General features: G+C 69.3%; 19 protein-coding genes and 1 riboswitch. Of the genes, 10 read left to right on the forward strand and 9 right to left on the reverse strand.

Going from position 1 to position 18,841, the window contains the following annotated elements; genetic code table 11:
- The first annotated feature begins 216 nt into the window (after positions 1–216).
- Both ABZS58_RS04130 and ABZS58_RS04135 read left to right on the forward strand, forming a co-directional pair.
- Positions 217–1,602, forward strand: coding sequence for a helix-hairpin-helix domain-containing protein (locus ABZS58_RS04130; RefSeq protein ID WP_354777349.1), 1,386 nt, complete (start codon positions 217–219; stop codon positions 1,600–1,602).
- Positions 1,602–2,654, forward strand: a complete 1,053-nt coding sequence (locus tag ABZS58_RS04135) for an OmpA family protein (protein ID WP_354777350.1) — start codon at positions 1,602–1,604, stop codon at positions 2,652–2,654. Before ABZS58_RS04130 ends, ABZS58_RS04135 begins: the two co-directional genes overlap by 1 nt.
- Before the next feature lie 94 nt (positions 2,655–2,748).
- On the opposite strand, the gene ABZS58_RS04140 is transcribed toward ABZS58_RS04135, so the two are convergent.
- Complete coding sequence (locus tag ABZS58_RS04140) at positions 2,749–4,368, reverse strand: alpha/beta hydrolase (RefSeq protein WP_354777352.1); 1,620 nt, start codon at positions 4,366–4,368, stop codon at positions 2,749–2,751.
- A gap of 169 nt (positions 4,369–4,537) precedes the next feature.
- On the opposite strand from ABZS58_RS04140, the gene ABZS58_RS04145 reads away from it, so the two are divergent.
- Positions 4,538–5,299 carry an RNA ligase family protein gene (locus ABZS58_RS04145; RefSeq protein WP_354777354.1) on the forward strand — a complete coding sequence of 254 codons (762 nt, stop codon included), beginning with the start codon at positions 4,538–4,540 and terminating at the stop codon, positions 5,297–5,299.
- Positions 5,300–5,381: 82 nt separating this feature from the next.
- Complete coding sequence (locus ABZS58_RS04150) at positions 5,382–6,542, forward strand: AAA family ATPase (RefSeq protein ID WP_354777356.1); 1,161 nt, start codon at positions 5,382–5,384, stop codon at positions 6,540–6,542.
- Here ABZS58_RS04150 and ABZS58_RS04155 read toward each other — a convergent pair.
- The 3 genes from ABZS58_RS04155 to ABZS58_RS04165 all read right to left on the reverse strand — a co-directional run bounded on the left by ABZS58_RS04155 (position 6,532) and on the right by ABZS58_RS04165 (position 7,949).
- The gene (locus ABZS58_RS04155; protein WP_354777358.1) at positions 6,532–7,272 is read right to left on the reverse strand and encodes a hypothetical protein; all 741 of its coding nucleotides are present in this window, start codon (positions 7,270–7,272) and stop codon (positions 6,532–6,534) included. The genes ABZS58_RS04150 and ABZS58_RS04155 overlap by 11 nt on opposite strands.
- 84 nt (positions 7,273–7,356) lie before the next feature.
- Complete coding sequence (locus tag ABZS58_RS04160) at positions 7,357–7,638, reverse strand: hypothetical protein (RefSeq protein WP_354777360.1); 282 nt, start codon at positions 7,636–7,638, stop codon at positions 7,357–7,359.
- A gap of 29 nt (positions 7,639–7,667) precedes the next feature.
- Entirely contained in the window at positions 7,668–7,949 is a 282-nt protein-coding gene (locus ABZS58_RS04165; RefSeq protein WP_354777362.1) for a hypothetical protein, read from the reverse strand.
- Positions 7,950–8,094: 145 nt separating this feature from the next.
- Here ABZS58_RS04165 and ABZS58_RS04170 point away from each other — a divergent pair, with 145 nt between their 5' ends.
- The 3 genes from ABZS58_RS04170 to ABZS58_RS04180 are packed head-to-tail and all read left to right on the forward strand — an operon-like array spanning position 8,095 to position 9,991.
- A complete protein-coding gene (locus tag ABZS58_RS04170; protein ID WP_354777364.1) occupies positions 8,095–9,138 on the forward strand; it encodes a phosphatase domain-containing protein in 1,044 nt (347 codons plus the stop codon).
- Between the two features lie 41 nt (positions 9,139–9,179).
- Positions 9,180–9,602 carry a MarR family transcriptional regulator gene (locus tag ABZS58_RS04175; RefSeq protein WP_354777366.1) on the forward strand — a complete coding sequence of 141 codons (423 nt, stop codon included), beginning with the start codon at positions 9,180–9,182 and terminating at the stop codon, positions 9,600–9,602.
- On the forward strand, positions 9,599–9,991 hold the full coding sequence (locus ABZS58_RS04180; protein WP_354777368.1) for a hypothetical protein: 393 nt from the start codon (positions 9,599–9,601) through the stop codon (positions 9,989–9,991). The genes ABZS58_RS04175 and ABZS58_RS04180 overlap by 4 nt, the downstream gene beginning before the upstream one ends.
- Here ABZS58_RS04180 and ABZS58_RS04185 read toward each other — a convergent pair.
- Together ABZS58_RS04185 and ABZS58_RS04190 are read right to left on the reverse strand one after the other, a co-directional pair.
- Positions 9,988–10,917, reverse strand: a complete 930-nt coding sequence (locus ABZS58_RS04185; RefSeq protein ID WP_354777370.1) for an exopolyphosphatase — start codon at positions 10,915–10,917, stop codon at positions 9,988–9,990. The genes ABZS58_RS04180 and ABZS58_RS04185 overlap by 4 nt on opposite strands.
- Positions 10,918–11,056: 139 nt before the next feature.
- Positions 11,057–12,034 carry a hypothetical protein gene (locus tag ABZS58_RS04190; protein ID WP_354777372.1) on the reverse strand — a complete coding sequence of 326 codons (978 nt, stop codon included), beginning with the start codon at positions 12,032–12,034 and terminating at the stop codon, positions 11,057–11,059.
- Positions 12,035–12,094: 60 nt separating this feature from the next.
- A riboswitch (cyclic di-AMP (ydaO/yuaA leader) is annotated at positions 12,095–12,236 on the reverse strand.
- Positions 12,237–12,994: 758 nt separating this feature from the next.
- On the opposite strand from ABZS58_RS04190, the gene ABZS58_RS04195 reads away from it, so the two are divergent.
- On the forward strand, positions 12,995–14,098 hold the full coding sequence (locus tag ABZS58_RS04195) for a glycoside hydrolase family 19 protein (protein ID WP_354777374.1): 1,104 nt from the start codon (positions 12,995–12,997) through the stop codon (positions 14,096–14,098).
- Between the two features lie 17 nt (positions 14,099–14,115).
- Here ABZS58_RS04195 and ABZS58_RS04200 read toward each other — a convergent pair whose 3' ends face one another.
- From ABZS58_RS04200 to ABZS58_RS04210, 3 genes are all read right to left on the reverse strand, one after another.
- Complete coding sequence (locus tag ABZS58_RS04200) at positions 14,116–15,348, reverse strand: reverse transcriptase family protein (RefSeq protein WP_354777376.1); 1,233 nt, start codon at positions 15,346–15,348, stop codon at positions 14,116–14,118.
- Positions 15,349–15,509: 161 nt separating this feature from the next.
- Entirely contained in the window at positions 15,510–16,835 is a 1,326-nt protein-coding gene (locus ABZS58_RS04205) for an NAD(P)/FAD-dependent oxidoreductase (protein ID WP_354777378.1), read from the reverse strand.
- A 97-nt stretch (positions 16,836–16,932) separates the two neighbouring features.
- Positions 16,933–17,439, reverse strand: coding sequence for a DUF664 domain-containing protein (locus ABZS58_RS04210; protein WP_354777380.1), 507 nt, complete (start codon positions 17,437–17,439; stop codon positions 16,933–16,935).
- A gap of 124 nt (positions 17,440–17,563) precedes the next feature.
- Between ABZS58_RS04210 and ABZS58_RS04215 the strand changes: the two genes are divergently transcribed.
- A complete protein-coding gene (locus ABZS58_RS04215) occupies positions 17,564–17,920 on the forward strand; it encodes a hypothetical protein (RefSeq protein WP_354777382.1) in 357 nt (118 codons plus the stop codon).
- Between the two features lie 125 nt (positions 17,921–18,045).
- Complete coding sequence (locus ABZS58_RS04220; RefSeq protein WP_354777384.1) at positions 18,046–18,480, forward strand: GNAT family N-acetyltransferase; 435 nt, start codon at positions 18,046–18,048, stop codon at positions 18,478–18,480.
- Positions 18,481–18,841 lie beyond the last annotated feature (361 nt).

Below are 18,841 nucleotides of genomic sequence, written 5' to 3' on the forward strand. Positions count from 1 at the left end.
TTTCCGACGGACCGGCCGTCACGGCCCGTCACATGCCCTCTCATCAGCGCAAATGCTTCCGAGGGTGAGACACGGGCCCGGCACCCGCGTGAGCGAACAGACAGAACCGGCAGGTCGTGCCGTCTTTCCGGCTCTGTTGCCAAGCATCGAGGTATGGAAGGCTGCCCGCAAACTTCCCCCAATCACGCGTCGGTCACTTTCCCCCGGAGGCCCGTCGTGACCTGGTTCATCAACCAGTCACTGCTGTTCATCGTCATTGCCTTCCTACTCGGCCTGCTCGTCGGTTACCTCTGGTGGGGCCGTCAGGTGCGCCGGGTCCGCTCCCAGGAAACCACCACCTCACCTGCCGTGCCGGCCATTCAGCCGCTGGTCGCGCCGACCGCCGCGTCGGCCGAGCCGGTCGCGTCGTCCGAGCCGGCCAAGGACGAGGCGGACTCCGTGTCGGCCGCCGAGCCGCTGCCGGCCGAGCCCGCCGCCACCGACCCGATCGTCGAGGACCCGGCCCCCGTCGCGGTCGCCGAACCCGAGCCCGCCGCGGAACCCGAGCCGGTCGCCGAGCCCGAGCCGGTCGCCGAACCCGAACTTGTTGTCGAGCCCGAACCTACTCCCGAACCCGAGCCGGTCGCCGAGGTCGAGGCGCCCGCTGTGGACAACCCGGTCCATGTGGACGACGAACTGGTCGCCGACGTCGAGTCCGCGTTCGCGGCGACCCCGGTTGTCGAGGACGCGCCCAAGGCCGAGGACGACCTCGCCAGGATCGAGGGCATCGGCCCGAAGATCGCCGCAGCGCTCAAGGCGGCGGGCATCACCACGTTCGCGGCGCTGGCCGACGCCGAGCGGTCCACTTTGGAGGACGCGCTCGCCGACGCCAACCTGCGGTTCGCCCCGAGCATCGGCTCGTGGGGGCGGCAGGCGCGTCTCCTTGCCGACGGCAAGGAGGAGGAGTTCAAGGCGCTCACGGACTACCTGATCGCCGGTCGCGAACCCACCCAGAAGAAGCCCGTCGCCGCCGAGCCCGTCGTGGCGCCGGTCGCAGAGGTCGAGCCGGTGGTGGAGCCCGAGCCCGAGGTCGCCCTGGCCGCCGAGCCCGTCGCCGAGCCCGTCGCCGAGCCCGAGCCCGTCCTGGAGCCCGAGCCCGAGCCCGAGCCCGTTGCCGTCGCGGAGCCCATCGCCGAGCCGGTTGTGGTGGCCAAGGCGCCGGCCGCGGTCGAGCCGGTCGTCGCGGCGGTCGCCGTGGATGACGGGCCGCCGGACGACCTGCAGCGGATCGAGGGGATCGGCCCGAAGATGTCGGGCGCGCTGCTCGCCGCGGGGATCCGGACCTACACGAAGCTTGCCGACTCCGACGTCGACACGCTGCGCACCGCGATCGAGGACGCGAACCTCCACTTCGCCCCGAGCATCGTCACCTGGGCCCGGCAGGCGCGCCTGCTCGCCGAGGGCAAGGAAGAGGAGTTCAAGGCGCTGACCGACTGGCTGATCGCCGGCCGCGAGCCCACGGACAAGCCCTTCGTCAGCACCGAAGCCGGCACCGGTGCCGGCTCCGAAGCCGGCTCCGAAGCGAGCAGCAAAGCCAGCACCGAAGCCGGCGGCGAAGCCTGATGGCGGGCACGACGACGACCAGGACCGTGCGGCACGAGCTGCGCAGGGTCAACCCGTTCGTGCCGATCGTGGTCGGCGTGGTCGGGCTGGCGGCGCTCGTCGGCGGCATGGAGGTGCCGTTCCGGCACCACGTCGAGAACCTCCTGACCGACCACACGAAGGTTGCGCTGAGCAACGCCGGGATCGACGCCGACGTGTCGTTCACGGGGCGCGACGGCACGGTCAAGGTGGACTCCGCCGACGAAAAGCAGAAGGCCGAGGAGGTCTCCCGCGGCGTCGAGGGCGTCCGCGTCGTCACGGTCATCGCGCCGCCGAAGGTCGAGGTGCCCCCGTCACCGGTCGCGGTGAAGCTGCTCGTCGACGCGGGCAAGGTCACGCTGACCGGTACCGTCGCCGACGACGCCGCCAAGTCGGGGCTCGCCGACGCGGCGAAGACGGCGTTCGGCGCGGAGAATGTCCTCGACGAGGTGACCGTCGACGCGAAACGCAGCAGCGACGGCGTCAAGGTCGCGGCACTCGCGCCGGTGCTGGCCGCGCTCGGCAAGGACACCAAGGCCGGGGTCGTCGACCTGCAGGGCGGCACCGTGACGCTGACCGGCACGGTCGCCTCGCAGGAGGTGAAGGACAAAGCGGAGCTGGCGGCCCGCGAGGTCACCGGCATCGTGCGCAACGAGCTCGCGGTCGGCGAGGCCAAGGCCGAGCAGGTGCAGACGCAGCTGGTGGCGCTGCCGACGGTCGAGTTCGAGAACAACAGCGCGACGCTGACCCAGCAGGGCCAGGCGGTCGTCGCCAACGTCACGTCGATCCTCAAGGCCAACCCGAGCATCCGGATCAGCATCGAGGGCCACACCGACAGCACCGGCACCGAGGCGAAGAACCAGACGCTCAGCGAGGCCCGCGCGAGGACGGTCCTCGACACGCTGATCGCCCAGGGCATCGCCGCGGATCGGCTGACCTCCAAGGGCTTCGGCGAGTCCCGCCCGAAGGTCCCCGACACCAGCGACGCCGCCAAGGCGATCAACCGCCGGGTCGAGTTCATCGTCCAGCAGTAGGTAGGACAGCAGAAGCCCAGCAGCGGCAAAGCATGGCGGCACACGAAGGCGGGGCCCCGGAAAACCGGAGGCCCCGCCTTTGTTGCCGGAAAACTCAGTGGTGCACCGGGTACAGCGGCTCACGAACCGAGGGCACCGCGGCACTGTCCGCCCGCAGCGACTTCGCCTGCAGCGAGGCCGCCGTCGGGTCGGGCTGCGGCAGCGCGTCGCAGGTCGCGTCCGGCTTGTCGCCCGCCTTGCGCTTCGGCAGCTTGCCCGTCGCGAGGTAGTCGGCGATCACGTTGTCCACGCACTCGTTGCCGTTGAGCGAGTTGGCGTGCGTGGTCTGGCCGACCTCCGCCAGCAGTGCGCTGTGCGGGAAGCGCCGGCGCGCCTCGAGGCTGCCCTCGAACGGCGTGGCCGCGTCCAGCGTCGTGCCGACGAAGAGCACGCTCTGGACCTTCGAGCCGTCGACCTTGACCGGCTTGGAGACCTTGCCGGGCCAGTACAGGCAGGCCGCGTTGTACCAGGCGTTGTCCCACGTCATGAACGGCGCCTTGAGGAACGTCTTCCAGTTGTCGCGCTCCCAGGTGTTCCAGCTCTGCGGCCACTGGACGTCGGTGCACTGCACCGCGTTGTAGACCGCGAAGCCGTTGTCGTCGCCGGGGCCGACGTAGTTCTCGTACGCCGCGACGATCAGGTCGGTGTTCTTGTCGTTGGCCCAGCCGGCGAACGCCTCGGCCAGCTCCAGCCACGTCGACTGGTAGTAGCCGGAGTACAGGAAGATGTCGGTGAACTCGTCGGGGCCGACGACACCGCCGGCCGGCTTGGCGCGCAGCTTGTTCTGCTCCGCGTACCAGCGCAGCTGCACCTCGGTGCCGGTCTTGCCCAGGTGGTAGACCGAGTCGTACTTGGCGACCCAGTCGAACCAGATGCGCACGTTGCGCTCGAAGTTCACGTCCTGGTCGAGGTTGGCCTGGTACCAGACCTTCCGCACGTCGACGTTCCCGTCCAGGACCATGCGGCGGACCTGCTTCGGGTACAGCGTGCCGTACACCTGGCCGAGGTACGTGCCGTAGGAGAAGCCGTAGAAGTTGATCTGGCTGGCGCCCAGCGACTTACGGATCGACTCCATGTCGTTGACCGAGTCGACCGTCGTCATGTGGTCCAGCAGCGCGCCGCCCGCCTTGCCACAGGCCTTGGCGTAGTCCTTGGACCGGTTGAGCCAGGTCTTCTCGATGCTCTGGTTCCAGGGGATGTACTCCGGACGCGGCCCGTTGAAGTAGTCGTTGTCGCACGACAGCGCGGGGACGCTGGAGCCGACGCCGCGCGGGTCGAAGCCGATCCAGTCGTAGGCCTCGCCGGCCTTGTTGGGGACGTATTCGCCCAGCACCGACAGCGTCAGCCCGGAGCCGCCGGGGCCGCCGGGGTTGACCAGCATGATGCCCTGGTAGTCCTTCGCCGCGACCTTCGCCTTGATCCGCGAGACGGCGAGCTGGATCTTCTTGCCGTTGGGCTTGCTGTAGTCGAGCGGGACGTCGAGCAGGCCGCACTCAGCGCCGCGGCGCTGCAGGCCGGGGCTCTCGCACTGCCCCCAGGTGATCTTCGACGCGACCCCTGCCGAGTCCGCGCCCGGCGCCCCGGGTGCTGCCGACGCGCCGGTGGCCGGGGCGACGACCAGCGCCGTCGCCACCGCGGTGAAGAGGGCGAGCCCCTTCGCTGTCCTTCGGTTCACAAATCCTCCCAAAGTTGCCCCAATGGGTGTCTTCGGGCAACTGATTCGGGCAAAACGATGTCACGCTGATCGTTGAGGACGCGCCTGACGCGCGGAAGGCGTAGGACCCTTTCCTCCACCCGAGCAAAAACCGCTAGGCGGCAGAACGAGGGTGGGCTACAACGGTCGGGTGCTGCGCAAATACCCGAGAACACCCCACCTGCAGGGCTCCCGCCTGCAGCCGGGCGACCACGACCTGGCCCAGGTCCCGTTCGCGCAGCTCGCCGGGGAAGACCTGGTCGTCGAGGAGAAGCTCGACGGCGCCAACTGCGCGATCAGCTTCGACGCGGCCGGCGGGCTGCTGCTGCAGTCCCGCGGTCACTACCTCACCGGCGGGCCGCGCGAGAAGCAGTTCGGCCCGCTGAAGGCGTGGGCCGCGACGGTCCGCTACCAGCTCCAGCCGGTCCTGACCGATCGATACGTCATGTATGGCGAATGGCTCTACGCCAAGCACACCGTCTTCTACGACGCGCTGCCGCACCACTTCTGCGAGTTCGACGTCCACGACCGCACGACCGGGACGTTCCTGTCCACCGACCGGCGCCGCGAGCTGCTCGAAGGGCTGCCCGTGAGCTCCGTGCCAGTGCTGTACACCGGCCGCATCGGCAAACTCGCCGAGCTGACGGCGTTCGTCGGGCCGTCGACCTGCCGCACCCCCGCATGGCGCGACGCGTTGCGCGAGGCGGCCGTCGCCGGTGGCGCCGACCCCGACCAGGTCGTCAAGGAGACCGACATGTCCGAGGACATGGAGGGGTTGTACCTGAAGCTGGAGTCCGCCGGCACGGTGCTCGGCCGCTACAAGTGGGTGCGGCCCAGCTTCCACACCGCGATCCTCGACTCCGGCAGCCACTGGCAGGACCGCCCGATCGTCGCGAACCGGGTAAGAGCATGAGCGGCCAGCGAAGCGGCTCGGGCCGCTCATCATGTGACAGTTCTGGGTCAGGCTGGCGCTGGAGCGCAGCGGAGGCGACGGCATGAGCGGCCAGCGAAGTGGGGGCGATGGCAAGACCGCCTTCGAGCGGCTGTGCCCGACCGGCCCCGGCTGGTCGGTGCCGTGGGCGGAGATCCACGCCGAGTTCGACTGGGTCCGCCGGTTGGATGGTGTACCGCAGGACGCGGTGCACCATGCCGAGGGCGACGTCGCCACGCACACGCGCATGGCCTGCGAGGCGCTCGCCGCGCTGCCCGCCTGGCGCGAGCGGCCCGAGGACGAGCGGGTCCGGCTCTTCGCCGCCGTCCTGCTGCACGATGCGGCGAAGCCGTACTGCACCCAGGTCGAGGACGACGGGCGGATCACCGCGCACGGCCACTCGCGCCGCGGGGACCTCATCGCGCGGCGGGTGCTGTGGGAGGCCGGCGTGCCGATCGCCTGGCGGGAGCACGTCGCCGCGCTGATCCGGCACCATCAGGTGCCCTTCTGGGCCCTGGAGCGGCCGCGCGGGGACCTCGACCGGATCGTCCACCGGGTCAGCCTGCTGGCCCGCAACGACGATCTGGGTGTTCTGGCCACGGCGGACATCCTGGGCCGCTCGTGCGCCGACGCGTCGGGGATGCTCGAGAATGTCGAGCTCTTCGTCCAGTACGCCAGCGACGACGGCTGCCTCGACAGACCGCGGCGCTTCCCGTCGGACCACTCGCGGTTCACCTATTTCCGGAACCCTTCGCGGGTCGCGGACCACGACGCCTACGACGACACCACGGTCACCGTCACCGTCATGTCGGGCCTGCCCGGCTCCGGCAAGGACCACTGGATCGCCGCCAACCGGCCCGGCGTGGCCGTGGTCAGCCTCGACGCCTGGCGCGAGCGGCTCGCCGTGAAGCCCACCGATGACCAGGGCCCGGTGATCGCCGCCGCGACCGACCAGGCCAAGGTGCTGCTCCGAGCGCGGAAACCGTTCGTGTGGAACGCCACCAACCTGACCCGCCAGCTGCGCGCCCGCTGCATCGGGCTGGTCGCCGACTACGGCGGGAGGGTCGAGATCGTCAGCGTCGAGGCGCCGCCCGATGTCATGCGCCGCCGCAACCGCGCCCGCCCGCGGCCGGTCCCCGACGGTGTGATCGACCGGATGGCCGGGCGCTGGGAGACGCCCGACCCCACGGAGGCCCACCGCGTGGACTGGGTGCTCAACGCCTGATCGGGCCCATGCCCGAGGCGGTGACCCGCTGGCGCTGCATCGCGAGCGCCTGCAGGGCCGAGGACCGCACCAGCAGCAGGGGGTTGAGCAGTTCGTTCGCGGCGATCGCCTTGGCGTAGGGGCGGTTCTCCACCGACCAGCCGTTGTGCAGGTCGTACTCGACGGAGAAGCTGCGGTCCCGTGCCCTGGAGTAGTCCAGCAGGATGCCGGGGCCCAGCGCCCTGGTCGTGACCTCGCCGGCCATGTGCGGGATCGGCGAGAAGAAGAACGCGACCTTCGGGATCGGCTGGAACAGGTCCACGTCGACCAGGTCGAAGATGCCGACCGGCTGATACATGCCGTGCGTGTCGTGGACGCACAGGCCGGCGCCGAGCTCGATCCGCCCGGTGTTGTCGATCTCCAGGTGGCCGGCCGGGCCGCCCGGCGTGACGATGCCCGCGCCGTCGTTGCCCGCGACCGTGAGGACGCTGCCCAGCGGCGCCGGGTAGTTGTGCGTCGGCACCACTTTCGTGCTCGGCGCCAGGGCCTTGTGGCGGGCCGTGAACATCGAATACGTCTCCTGCCACGTGACCTCGAGATGGCGTTCGAGGTAGTGCACGGAGAGCCAGATGGTCGGGGTGCCGCTCGCCGAGGTGGCGATCGCGTGGAGGCCGAAGAGCGCGAAGTGGTGGTCGCGCAACTGTTCGATCGTGGCGTCGTTCATGTCGATCGTGAGTTTGTGCTGCTCCACGGCAGTCCTCCAAGGTCCGGCGGCGGTAGGAACCTCAGTGTGGAGCGGTTGAGTTGCACGATCGGGGCATTTCGTGAAAGTCGCTCACGACCCGGTTCGGACGTTTTCGATGACCGCTCTGGCGGCCCGGTCGAGCTCGGCGGGGTTCGGCGCGAAGGCGGCGGCGATGTCCGGGTGGAGGCTCGACTTCGCGATCTCCAGCAACCGGTCGGCGACCTCGGCGGCGGTCTCCCCGTGGTAGTCCTGTTCCACGATCTCGGCGGCGCGCTGCAACGCCGAGCTCAGCTGGGCTTCGAGAGGCTCCTGCAGCTTCTGCGCCGCCGGGCTGAGCTGAGCGTCGTCGAGTGAGACATGTAGTTCCTGCATGTGCGCGCGATACCCATGTTCTGTGTTTTTCACGCGCTGCGGGTCAGCAGGTGCGCTGACCTCGGCGCGTTCCGGCGGGCCGGGTAGGTCGAGCGGATCAGCGCGAGGGCCCACGCCATCCGCGCCACCGCCGTCTCCGGGTGGTCGCCGAACTCGCCGGCGACCTGGGTCGCGCAGCCATTGATGCCGACCCGCCGCAGCGTGGTCGCCACCGCCGCGCGGATCTCGTCGCTCCTCGGCGCCTGCGAGCACTGCAGGTCTGAGACGAACAGCGCCTCGGCCCGCACCGCCTCGAATGTCGTGGTTGCCATCTCGCACTCCCTGGTGTGTGTTCCTGATAACACCAACGCTAGAAGCGCCAGATGTGTTCGGTCTCACGGTTTCATGCCATGGTCGGGTAACTGTCACCCTCCGTGTGATGGTGCGGCACCGGGGGCGCTGTGACAGGGTGAGCGCGTGTCGTTGACCCCTTCAGGTCCGGTCCGCCTGCACCGCGCCGCGCGCATCGAGGACGCCTTCCACGACGTGCTGGAGCGGCGGCTCAGGCTGCGCGGGTGGAAGGTCGCCGTCACCCCGTACACCGGCTACGGCGGCCCCGGCTGGGTCCGGGTCCTCGGCCGGGTGCTGCTCGCGCGCCTGGACCCGAAACCCGGCAAGCGGCTCAAGAAGCTGCGCGGCTGGCGCTCGTTCACCGCCGTCTCCGTGTCCGACGCGCCCGTCCTGATCACGGCCGGCGGTCGGACGTGCGAGGTCCGCTGCGACCGCGGCGGCTTCATCGACACGGTCATCGAGGCCGACCTCGTCCCCGGCTGGGCCACGGTCACGCTGCAGAGCGAGGGCAGCGCCCCGGTCGAGGCGCCGGTCCGGATCATCGACCCCACCGTGCGCTTCGGCATCGTCTCCGACGTCGACGACACCGTCATGATCACCACGCTGCCGCGCCCGCTGCTGGCCGCGTGGAACACGTTCGTCCTCGACGAGCACGCCCGCGCGTCCGTGCCCGGGATGGCCGTGCTCTACGAGCGCCTCGTCAACGCCAACCCCGGCGCCCCGGTCTTCTATCTCTCGACCGGCGCGTGGAACGTCGCCGCTACGCTCACCCGGTTCCTTTCGCGGCACCTGTACCCGGCGGGCCCGCTCCTGCTGACCGACTGGGGGCCGCAGCCCGACCGGTTCTTCCGGTCCGGCCAGGCGCACAAGCGGGCGTCCCTGGCGCGGCTGGCCTCGGAGTTCCCCGACATCCGGTGGCTGCTCGTCGGCGACGACGGGCAGCACGACCCCGAGATCTACGCGGAGTTCGTCGCCGAGCACCCGGACGGCGTCGCGGCGGTCGCGATCCGGCACCTCTCGCCGACCCAGGCGGTCCTCGCCGGCGGCTTCCCGACCACCGTCGAGAGCACCCGCCGCCTGCCGTCCTCGTCCGACGCGGCGCAGCGCTGGCTTCGGGCCCCCGACGGCGCCGGCCTGTGGCGCCTTCTGCGGGACACGGAGATCCTCTGATTTAGTAGCCATGGCTACTATCGCCATGTACTGTTTCTCCCATGAGTGGTCCTACTCCTGGGTTCCTGGTCTGGCGTCTGTCGATGAAGTGGCGGGTCGCGGTCGACCGGGCGCTCGGGCCGCTGGGGCTCACCCATGCGCAGTACTCGCTGCTCGCCAGCCTCTACGGCATGTCTTCCGAACGTCCCAGCCAGCGGCAGCTCGCCGACCACACCGGGCTCGAGGCGCTGTATGTGTCGAAGCTGGCCCGGACCCTGGAAGCGGCGGGCCTGCTCGACCGGCTCCCCGACCCTTCGGACACGCGGGCGGTGCAGCTGGTGCTGACCCCGCACGGCCATGAGGTCACCGGCCAGGCCGTCGGCATCGTCCGCGACCTCATGGAGCAGCTGCTCGCGCCGCTGCCCGCCGATCGCCGTTCAGCGTTCGTCGATGACCTGAACGCCCTTCTCAAGGAGTCTCTGTGACCACGCTGAACGGCCGCATTCTCGGCCAGGCCGAACGCGCCACCCGCGCCGTGCTCGACCGTCTGCTGGAGCGTTCCGGCACGACGTTCGAGCAGTGGGTCGCGATCAACCTCACCGCCGCTGAGTCCCTGACCCGCGCCGAGCTCGTCGCCCGCATGGCGACCGGCCTGCGGGCCGACCCCTCGCTCGTCGCCGCCGTCGTCGAAGACGCCGCGCTGTTCACCGGCGACATCACGCTCACCGCGCTGGGGCGGGAGCGCCACGACGCGATCAGCGCCGGCATCGACGAGATCACTGCCGCGCTGTACGGCGGCCTGACCCCTGAGGAGCTCGACGTCGCCGGCCGGGTGCTGCTGCAGGTCACCGACCGGGCCAACGCGCTGGTCTAGTTGCTCAGCACGGCGGCTCTGGGGGCGCCCACCTTGGCGACGATCTCCGCCAGGACCCGCTCCGACTCGTCGTGCGGGACCTGGCAGGTGCCGGCCGCGAGGTGCCCGCCACCGCCGTACTGCAGCATCACCGAGCCGATGTCGGTCGGAGACGTTCGGTCGAGGATCGACCTGCCCACCGCGAACACCGTGTTGAGCTTCTGCCTGCCCCAGATCACGTGGATGGAGACCCGGGCCTCGGGGAACATGGCGTACACCATGAACCGGTTCCCGGCGTAGATCACTTCCTCGTCCCGGAGATCCACGACGACGACGTCCCCCTCGACGTGGCTCACCCGCCGCAACTGGTCCACGAAGAGCTCCTGCTGCTCGCGGAACAGCTCGGCGCGCTCGGCCACGTCCGGCAGCGCGAGAATCTCCTCGACGTCCTGATGATCGATGCACGCGTCGATGAGCTGCATCATCAGCTGGTAGTTGGAGATCCTGAACTGCCGGAACCGGCCCAGCCCGGTGCGGCTGTCCATGAGGAAGTTCAGCAGCGTCCAGCCGACCGGCTGCAGGATGTCCGTGATGTCGTACTGCGCGGAATCGGCCTTGTCGACCGCTTCCATCAGCTCGTCCGACACGTGCGGGAAGCGCGGCGCGCCGCCGAAGTGGTCGTAGATGACGCGGGCCGCGGACGGCGCCCCGGCGTCGATGATGTAGTTGCTCTTCTCGCCCGGGTTGCGCAGCGTCTCCGAGTGGTGATGGTCGAAGACGAGATGGGCTCCCGGCGCGTAGGGCAGGTTCGTCAGGATGTCGTTGGGCCCGATCTCGGCCGTGCCGTCCTGGACGTCCTTCGGGTGCACGAACGTGATGTCGCCGATGAGGTCCAGGTGACGCAACAGGACGGCGCACACCAGACCGTCGAAGTCGCTACGCGTCACGAGTCGGTGCTTCACGTCGTTTCCCCTCACCCTGCGTCGGCCGGTCGACAGTTGCCCTATCGGCCGGCCGGCCGCAGACGTGAGAGCTACAGGATGGACAGGTGCTTCTCGCTGAGCACAGGTGGCACGTCGTCCTTGCCTACAGCATGGACAGGTGCACGTGGTTCGTGTGGTCGCTGGAGGGGTCCCCGCCGACGCCGCTGTAGTGGTGCCAGCCGACCGCGGGTGTCCACACCTGTTTGAACCAGATGACGTACATGACGCCCAACCGGTCCGCGTTCTTCACGAAGTAGGTCGCCAGGTTGGCCCCGTAGACCTTGTCCTCCCCGGCCGCGACCCCGCCGAAGCCGGACTTCGCCTGCACCGAGAAGTCACACGCCCGGCCCTTGGGGTGCTCGTACGGACCACTCGGCCGGTAACAGGAGACGAACCGCTTGAAGCCCGCACCCTGCGCCTGCTGCATCGCGTGCAACGTTCGCATCGTGATGCAGCCGGTGGTCGTGGGATCGTTCTGCTTGCAGCTCTCGGCCGACCAGCCACCGCTGGAGTTGCGCGGCGAGGGGGCGGCGAGGGGCAGGTTCGCGGAGACGAAGCCGTTGCTCGGGCCGCCCGCCTGGGACAGACCCTTCTCGGCTTCCTTCTTCTTCGCGGCCATCACGGCCACCTGCTCCTGCTGGAGCTTGACCTCTCCCTCCAGGGCGGCCTTCTGCGTCGCCTGGTCCTTCTTCAGCTGGTTGAGGTCGCGCAGCAGGTTGTCGTTGTGCCGCGCGATCTCGTCGATCGACCCGGCCCGCTCCGCGAACCCGGTCGGGCTGCCGGAGTCCATCAGCGCCACGAACGTGCTGAGCGGCCCTGTCTGATACGCCGCTACGGCGATGGCGGCCACCTGCTCGGTGACCCTCGCCAGATCCTTCTCCGTGACGGCGAGCTTGGCGGTGAGATCGGCCTGGCTCTTCACCGAAGCGTCGAACTTGTCCTTCGCCTCGATCCACGCGCGGGTGCTCTCGTCGAGGACCTGGGCGAGCGTCGCGTTGGACCCTTCGTCGCCCGTGTCGTCGCCCGGCTCGGCCCCAGCGGGCGCGGCGGCGTAAACGACGGCGGCCGTGACTGCCGTCATTGCCGTCATCAGAGCGGCGAAGATCCGCCGTCCGGGATGTCGTGATGACATCTGGCTCGTTGTTCCTTCCGTCGGCCGCCGACCGGGTTAGCTGACGGGTTCGGGACGGAACGATCCCTACCGCGGTTGCCCGCGGATTCACCCCAGTTACGGTTGGGTCCCCGATTCGCCGGGTCACCCGGCGATTAGGCGGCAGCCGCGCCCGGCGCCGCGGGGGGCGGCACCTTGTCGGACGAGACCGACGGCCAGCCTACTCAGGGCGATTCGCCCGCGCAGCGCACCGATTGTGCGCCGCTGTGACGCACCTCTCGAAACGGTGCCATCCCAGCAGGTCGCCTAAGCCTGCCAAAAGAAATCCACGTGACGCAAATCACTCAACGGTTTTCGCAACCTTGCAACAATCATGCCCTCCCGGTTGTTCTACGCCACCCGATGATCGCTCAGCGTGACTGCCTTCGGGGTTCCCGACCTGCTCAGACGAGGCCCTCCCGACGGCGTGCGGCCCGTCCTTCCGGCCGAACAAACCGCGTCGGCTGCTCGTCGCTGCGGATGCGTCATGGGTCGGAATCGGACGGACGGGTCCTGCCAGCCGGACGTCATCGAGGCGTGCGGCGCGCATCAGGGCGGGGTGATGGTGGCGGTGACGGAGTAGGTGAGCGGCCTGACGCATCGCGCGCCGGGTCGTAATTTCCTTTACGTCAGACTCGGTTCGGGTTCGGGGGATGCGGCCTGAGCCACCGGGATGGAGCGCGGAAGCTGCCGCGCTCGCGCAGGCAGTGCGCCGCCGCGCGGCGCATTTGGGGGTGCGGGGTGGGAATCCCCCGCCCCGCGGCTCGCCGCGGAGAGGCGCGGCGCGGCTTAGCGAAACCGTAAAGATTGTTCATTAATTGATGTTGTTTGTACTGTTGAGGGTCTTGGGCTGGTCATATGGACGGAGTCGAGCTGAACGGAAGTGATCTGGTGTCCAGAGTGCGTCTGCTGGCAGGGCTGGCCGCAACCGCCGTCGTCGGTGGTGTCGTGGCCGTCTTCAACATGCTGCCGGCGTCGGCTGCCTCCTGCGCGCCCGCGTGGCAGGCGTCGTCGGTTTACACCGGGGGCGCGACGGTGTCGCGGAACGGGCGCAACTTCCTCGCCAAGTGGTGGACGCAGAACGAAGCGCCGCCCGGGAGCACCGGGGTGTGGCAGGACCAGGGAACGTGCGGCGGGAGCACGCCGCAGCCGCCGACGCAGACCGGCTCCGCGGGCGGGTGCAGCTTCCCGGCGTGGCAGCAGGGGCGCAACTACGTCACCGGGGACATCGTCAAGTTCACGGACGGCGGCTACTACATCGCCGAGCACGACAACCCGGGGTACAGCCCCACGATCAGCACCTGGTACTGGGACCCGTACACCTGCAACGGCGGCGGAGGGGGAGGCACCACGACGCCACCCCCGTCGAACGGAGCCTTTGTCGTCAGCGAGGCCCAGTTCAACCAGATGTTCCCGAGCAGGAACCCGTTCTACACGTACAACGGCCTGGTCGCGGCGCTGAACGCCTACCCCGCGTTCGCCAGGACGGGCTCGGACGCGCAGCGCAAGCAGGAGGCGGCGGCGTTCCTCGCGAACGCGAACCACGAGACCGGTGGACTGGTGCACATCGTGGAGCAGAACACCGCGAACTACCCGCACTACTGCGACACGAGCCAGTCGTACGGGTGCCCCGCCGGGCAGGCCGCGTACTACGGCCGCGGGCCGATCCAGCTCAGCTGGAACTTCAACTACAAGGCCGCCGGTGACGCGCTCGGGATCGACCTGCTGCGCAACCCGAACCTGGTGCAGACCGACCCGGCCGTGGCGATGAAGACCGCGCTCTGGTACTGGAACACCCAGACCGGCCCGGGCACGATGACGCCGCACAACGCGATGGTCAACGGGGCCGGCTTCGGCGAGACGATCCGCAGCATCAACGGCAGCCTCGAGTGCGGCGGGCGAAACCCGGCGCAGGTGCAGAGCCGGGTGGCGGCGTACCAGCGGTTCGTCGGAATCCTGGGCGTGGGCGTCGGAGCGGGCAACCTGAGCTGCTGACAAAGAAAAAGAAAAGGCTAGAAGGGCGCCCCGGGGAGTGGGGCGCCCTTCTCTTTCGCGGAACGCAGCATGCGCCCCAGACGAGCGGCCCGCGCAGGATGGCCGTGTGAGGCCCAGGCGACCAGACCCGCGAGATGCGCGGCGAAGTCCGGATGCCCGTCCCGGTTGGCGGCCTCCAGACCATCGCGGGCGGCGGAATGCAGCACGGCCCGCAGTCGGTCGTAATCGGCGCGAGGGATCGCCGGGCGCGAATTGACGACCAGACCGGCCAGCCGTTGCTGGGCGCCGCGCCCCCGGATGCGCGTCTTCGCCGGATTGACCCGGAAACCTTCCTCCGATGCGACCGCAACGACAGCGGCGACAAGACGGCCAGGGTTCGACAAGGACCCCGAAAACGCCAGGTCATCGGCGTAGCGGCAGTAGCCGGCGCCGAACCGGGCGGCGAGCCCCGAAAGCCGGCGGTCCAGCCGGAACGCCACCAGATTCGCGAGGGCCGGCGACGTCGGCGCGCCCTGCGGCAGGTGCGGGGTCCGGTGCTCGATCCGCCCCGAAACCGCATGCGGGGTCCGCGTGGTGCACAGCGCGGTCAACGCGTGCGCGACCGGCTCCGGATAACCGGCAGTGCGGAACAATCCGTAGATCCGCCCCGCGGTGATGCTGGTGAAGAATGCCCGCAGATCCAGCCGCACCAATGTCGCTTGCCCGGCGTGCGGCGCGGCGAACGTGTGCACCGACCGCCCCGGCACGAACCCGTGCGCCGCGTCGTGCACCGGCAACGGCCCGAGCACCTCGTCCAGCACGCGGCGCTGGATCGCCTTCAGACGCGATTTCGGCGCCTCGATCAGTCGTTCGCCGATCCAGGTGTACGAGTAATGCCGCACCTTCTGGTCGCCGTGCTTCCGGTTCATCCCGCGACGGTCGGCGAACCAGTCCAGCTCGTCCGGGGTGACGTCGAGGAACTCGGCGAGCGCCGCCAGATCGTCGATCCGCGGCGAGTCCCACCGCTGCCGGACGGTTCGGGTGGCGGCCGCCCGGCGGACCTTGACCGGCTGGTACGCCGGAGCGCTGATGAACCCGGCCAACTCGCGAGGCCGGTCGGCGGGCGCCACACGATAGGCGCGCAGGACGGCGGTGACGACGGGGCCGAGCCAGCGCGGCCGCCGCCCCAGCACCTCGTAGCCCACGTCGAGCAGCGGCCCGCGCGCCCACTCGACGGTCAGAAAAGCGTCCGCGAGCGCGCCGGCGACCACGTGGGCAGCGTGCCCCGACGAATCCCGGTCGTGCCTGCGCCGAGCCGCGCGGAGCGCGGGGGCGCGCCGGCGATGCGCTGCCGTGCTCAATCCTGCGTCCCCGGGGTTACCCCGGAGCGACCATCGCTGGTCTGCTCGGGACACGCTGCCACGCCGCCACTCTAGGGGAGATGCTCCCGGTATTCCTGCAGCGCGCGCCGCGCGAAGACCTGCTGGAACGTGGCGACCCGCTCCGAGCGGCCGCGGCCGATGAAGCTGACGAACCAGTGCATGACCGCGGTGACCCGGTTCTTGAAGCCGACCAGATACAGCAGGTGCACCGCGAGCCACATGAGCCAGCCAATGATCCCGGAGAAGTGCAGCTTGCCGACGCTCGCGACCGCCGAGAAGCGGGAGATCGTCGCCATGCTGCCCTTGTCGAAGTACTTGAACGGCTGCCCGGTCGGCTCGCCGGCCAGCCGCTTCTTGATCTGCCCGGCGGCGTGCCGGCCGCTCTGGATCGCGACCTGCGCGACGCCCGGCAGCCGGTCGAGGGACATCATGTCGCCGACGGCGAAGATCTCCGGATGGCCGGGGACGGTGCAGTCGGGGTTGACCTCGATCCGCCCGGCGCGGTCCGTCGACGCGCCCGTCGCCTTCGCCAGCTGCGTCGACAGCCCCGGCGCGGCCACGCCGGCCGCCCAGATCTTCGTCATCGACTCGATGCGCCGGCGCCCGTTGCGGGTGTCCACCTCGATGCCGGTCTCGTAGACGTCGACGACCTTGGTGCCGAGCTCGACCTCGACACCCATCTTGTGCAGCTGCCGCAGCGCCTTGGTCGACAGGTGGTCGCCGAACGTGGACAGCACCGTGTCCAGCGCGTCGACCAGGATGATGCGGGCCTGTTTGGGATCGATGTTGCGGTACTGACCAGGCAGGTGCCGGTGGGCGAGCTCGGCGATCTGGCCCGCCATCTCCACGCCGGTCGGGCCGGCGCCGACGACGACGAACGTCAGCCACCGCTCGACCGCGGCCGGGTCGGTCTCCAGCTCCGCGAGCTCGAACGCACCGAAGATCCGCCCGCGCAGCTCCAGCGCGTCGTCGATGCTCTTCATACCGGGCGCGTGCGCGGCGAAGCCGTCGTTGCCGAAATACGACTGCGACGCGCCGGCGGCCACGATCAGCGAGTCATATCCGACGGTGTAGCTGGTCCCGGGCGCGACCGCGGTCACGGTCTTCGCCTCCGGATCGACCTCCGTGACGGTCCCGAGCAGCACCTTCGCGTTGTCCTGCCGCTTGAGGATCTCCCGGATCGGCGGCGCGATCTCGCCCTCCGACAGGATGCCGGTGGCAACCTGGTACAGCAACGGCTGGAACAGATGGTAGGCGGTGCCGTTGATGAGGGTCACGTCCACGGGCGCGTTCTTGAGCGCCTTGGTGGCGAACAGACCGCCGAAACCCGCGCCCACGACGACGACGCGGTGACGTCCTTGTGCACGCTCGTCCATCTACATCTCCCGATCAGAGTGTGGATCGTGCAGATCAAGTACACCACTGGAACGCGCCCGTGGCCGTGTGTCGTCCATGACGTTTCCGCCGGTGCCGTCAGGGAATGAGACCTCGGACGTACGCGGCCTGCCCGGCGTGCTGGGTGTCGTCGTCCAGCACGCTGACCAGCCGCACGCCGAGCGTCACCGGCGGATCCCATCGCTCGTCGACGATCCGGTCGAGGTCCTGCTCCGTCAGCGTGCCGAGCCACTCGACCGTCCGTTCGGAAACCGCCTCGAAGTACCCGATCAACGCTTCGGGCCCGTCCGGCCGCACCGCCTGGACCTGCTCCGCGGTGTGCCCGTAGCCGGTGTCGTCCGGGTCGGCCCGCAACCCGAACCTCTTGGCGTGATCGCCGCTGACCCACAGCTGTCCGGCGCCGTCGATCAGCTCCGTGACGTGCTCGTCCTGCACCCGCGTGAGGTGCCAGACCAGCCAGCCGATCGTGTTCGCGCCGGGCGCCGGCGCCCACCGCAGCTGCTCGGCGCTCAACCCCTCGACCGCCCCTTTGACGAGGTCGGGCAGCCGCCCGAAGCCTTCGACGAGCAGTTCGTCGACCCGCATCGCGTACTTCCTCTCGTGGCACGTTTCCGGGATTTGACCTCCCGGCGGCGTCCGTAGTGTTCAGCACATCGCAAGAGCGCACTGAACACCACATAAATGCCAGCTTTCACAAAAAGGGAATGACATGAGCGAGTACGGCGAGTTCGAGACCGGCCAGGAGCACGAGTCCCTCGACCAGGTGCACGAGGTCGACGCCAGCGAGCAGGACTACCAGTCGCAGTTCGGCGTGTACGAGCAGGACCACGCGTCCGCCGAGTCGACGTCCTTCGACCAGGGCCACCACGTCGAGTACACGGACCCGAACGGCGGGCACTACGAGGAGTCGGACTTCACCTCGTACGACCACTCCGCCGCCGAGTCGGACCACGTCTTCGCCGCCGAGGGCTCCGAGTCCTACAACGCCAGCGAGTTCCACCAGCTCGACGCGCTGCAGGCCCGTCTCGACGCCACGTTCGCCGAGGGCACGTTCGCTTCCAACTGACCTGTTCGTGAAAACGGGGGGCCATCGCCCCCCGTTTTTCGTTGCCCGCGGCCGGTGCGCTCACCACTTCTCCAACTTCGCCCGCTCGCCTCCCGGTGATCATCACCCCTGTATAGGGTCCATTTATGATCACCATCGCGCCGCTGCGCCCCGAAGACCGTGCCGCGTGGGAGGTCCTCTTCGCCGGCTACAACACGTTCTACGAGCGGGTCCTGCCCGCTGATCGCTTCGACTCGGCGTGGGCCGGATTCCAGGAGGACACCCGCATCCACGCCCTCGGCGCTTTCCTGGACGGTTCGCTGGTCGGCATCGCCCACTTCCTCGTCCACGCGAGCACCACGACCGACGACGTGTGCTACCTGCAGGACCTGTTCACCGCCCCGTCCGCCCGCGGCAAGGGCGTGGCACGGGCGCTGATCGCCGCAGTCACGGACCGAGCCCGTTCGCGGGGCTGCAACCGCGTCTACTGGTCGACCCACCACACCAACACGACGGCCCGCCGCCTGTACGACGACGTAGCGGTCAACCGGGGCTTCATCCTGTACCAGATCCCCCTCTGACCAGGCACGACGCGTGAGACGGAAACACCCGCCTCAGGTTTCAGTTTGTTCTCCCGCTTGACGGGGCCGTTTGAGCCGCCGAACGCTCCGGGCTCGATGCGGACCCGGTTGCCGTACAGCTCACCTTCATGTCCGCCGGCAGATTCGTCCGGTAGTACTCCCAGTACGCGGTGACCCGGTCGAGCTTCTACAACGAATATCGACCACACCAAGGCCTCGCCAACGCCCGACCGCTGCGCCCACTGCCCGTGGCGGGCTGGCTGCAACCAACCTCGCCACGGGCCACTGGTGAAACTACTGGCCGCCATTTGAAGCTTTGCCCAAAATACGTCGAATGCAGTAGGCCCAGATCACGATTCCA

It is taken from the genome of Dactylosporangium sp. NPDC005555 (assembly GCF_040605635.1).
In the GTDB taxonomy this organism is placed as follows: domain Bacteria; phylum Actinomycetota; class Actinomycetes; order Mycobacteriales; family Micromonosporaceae; genus Dactylosporangium.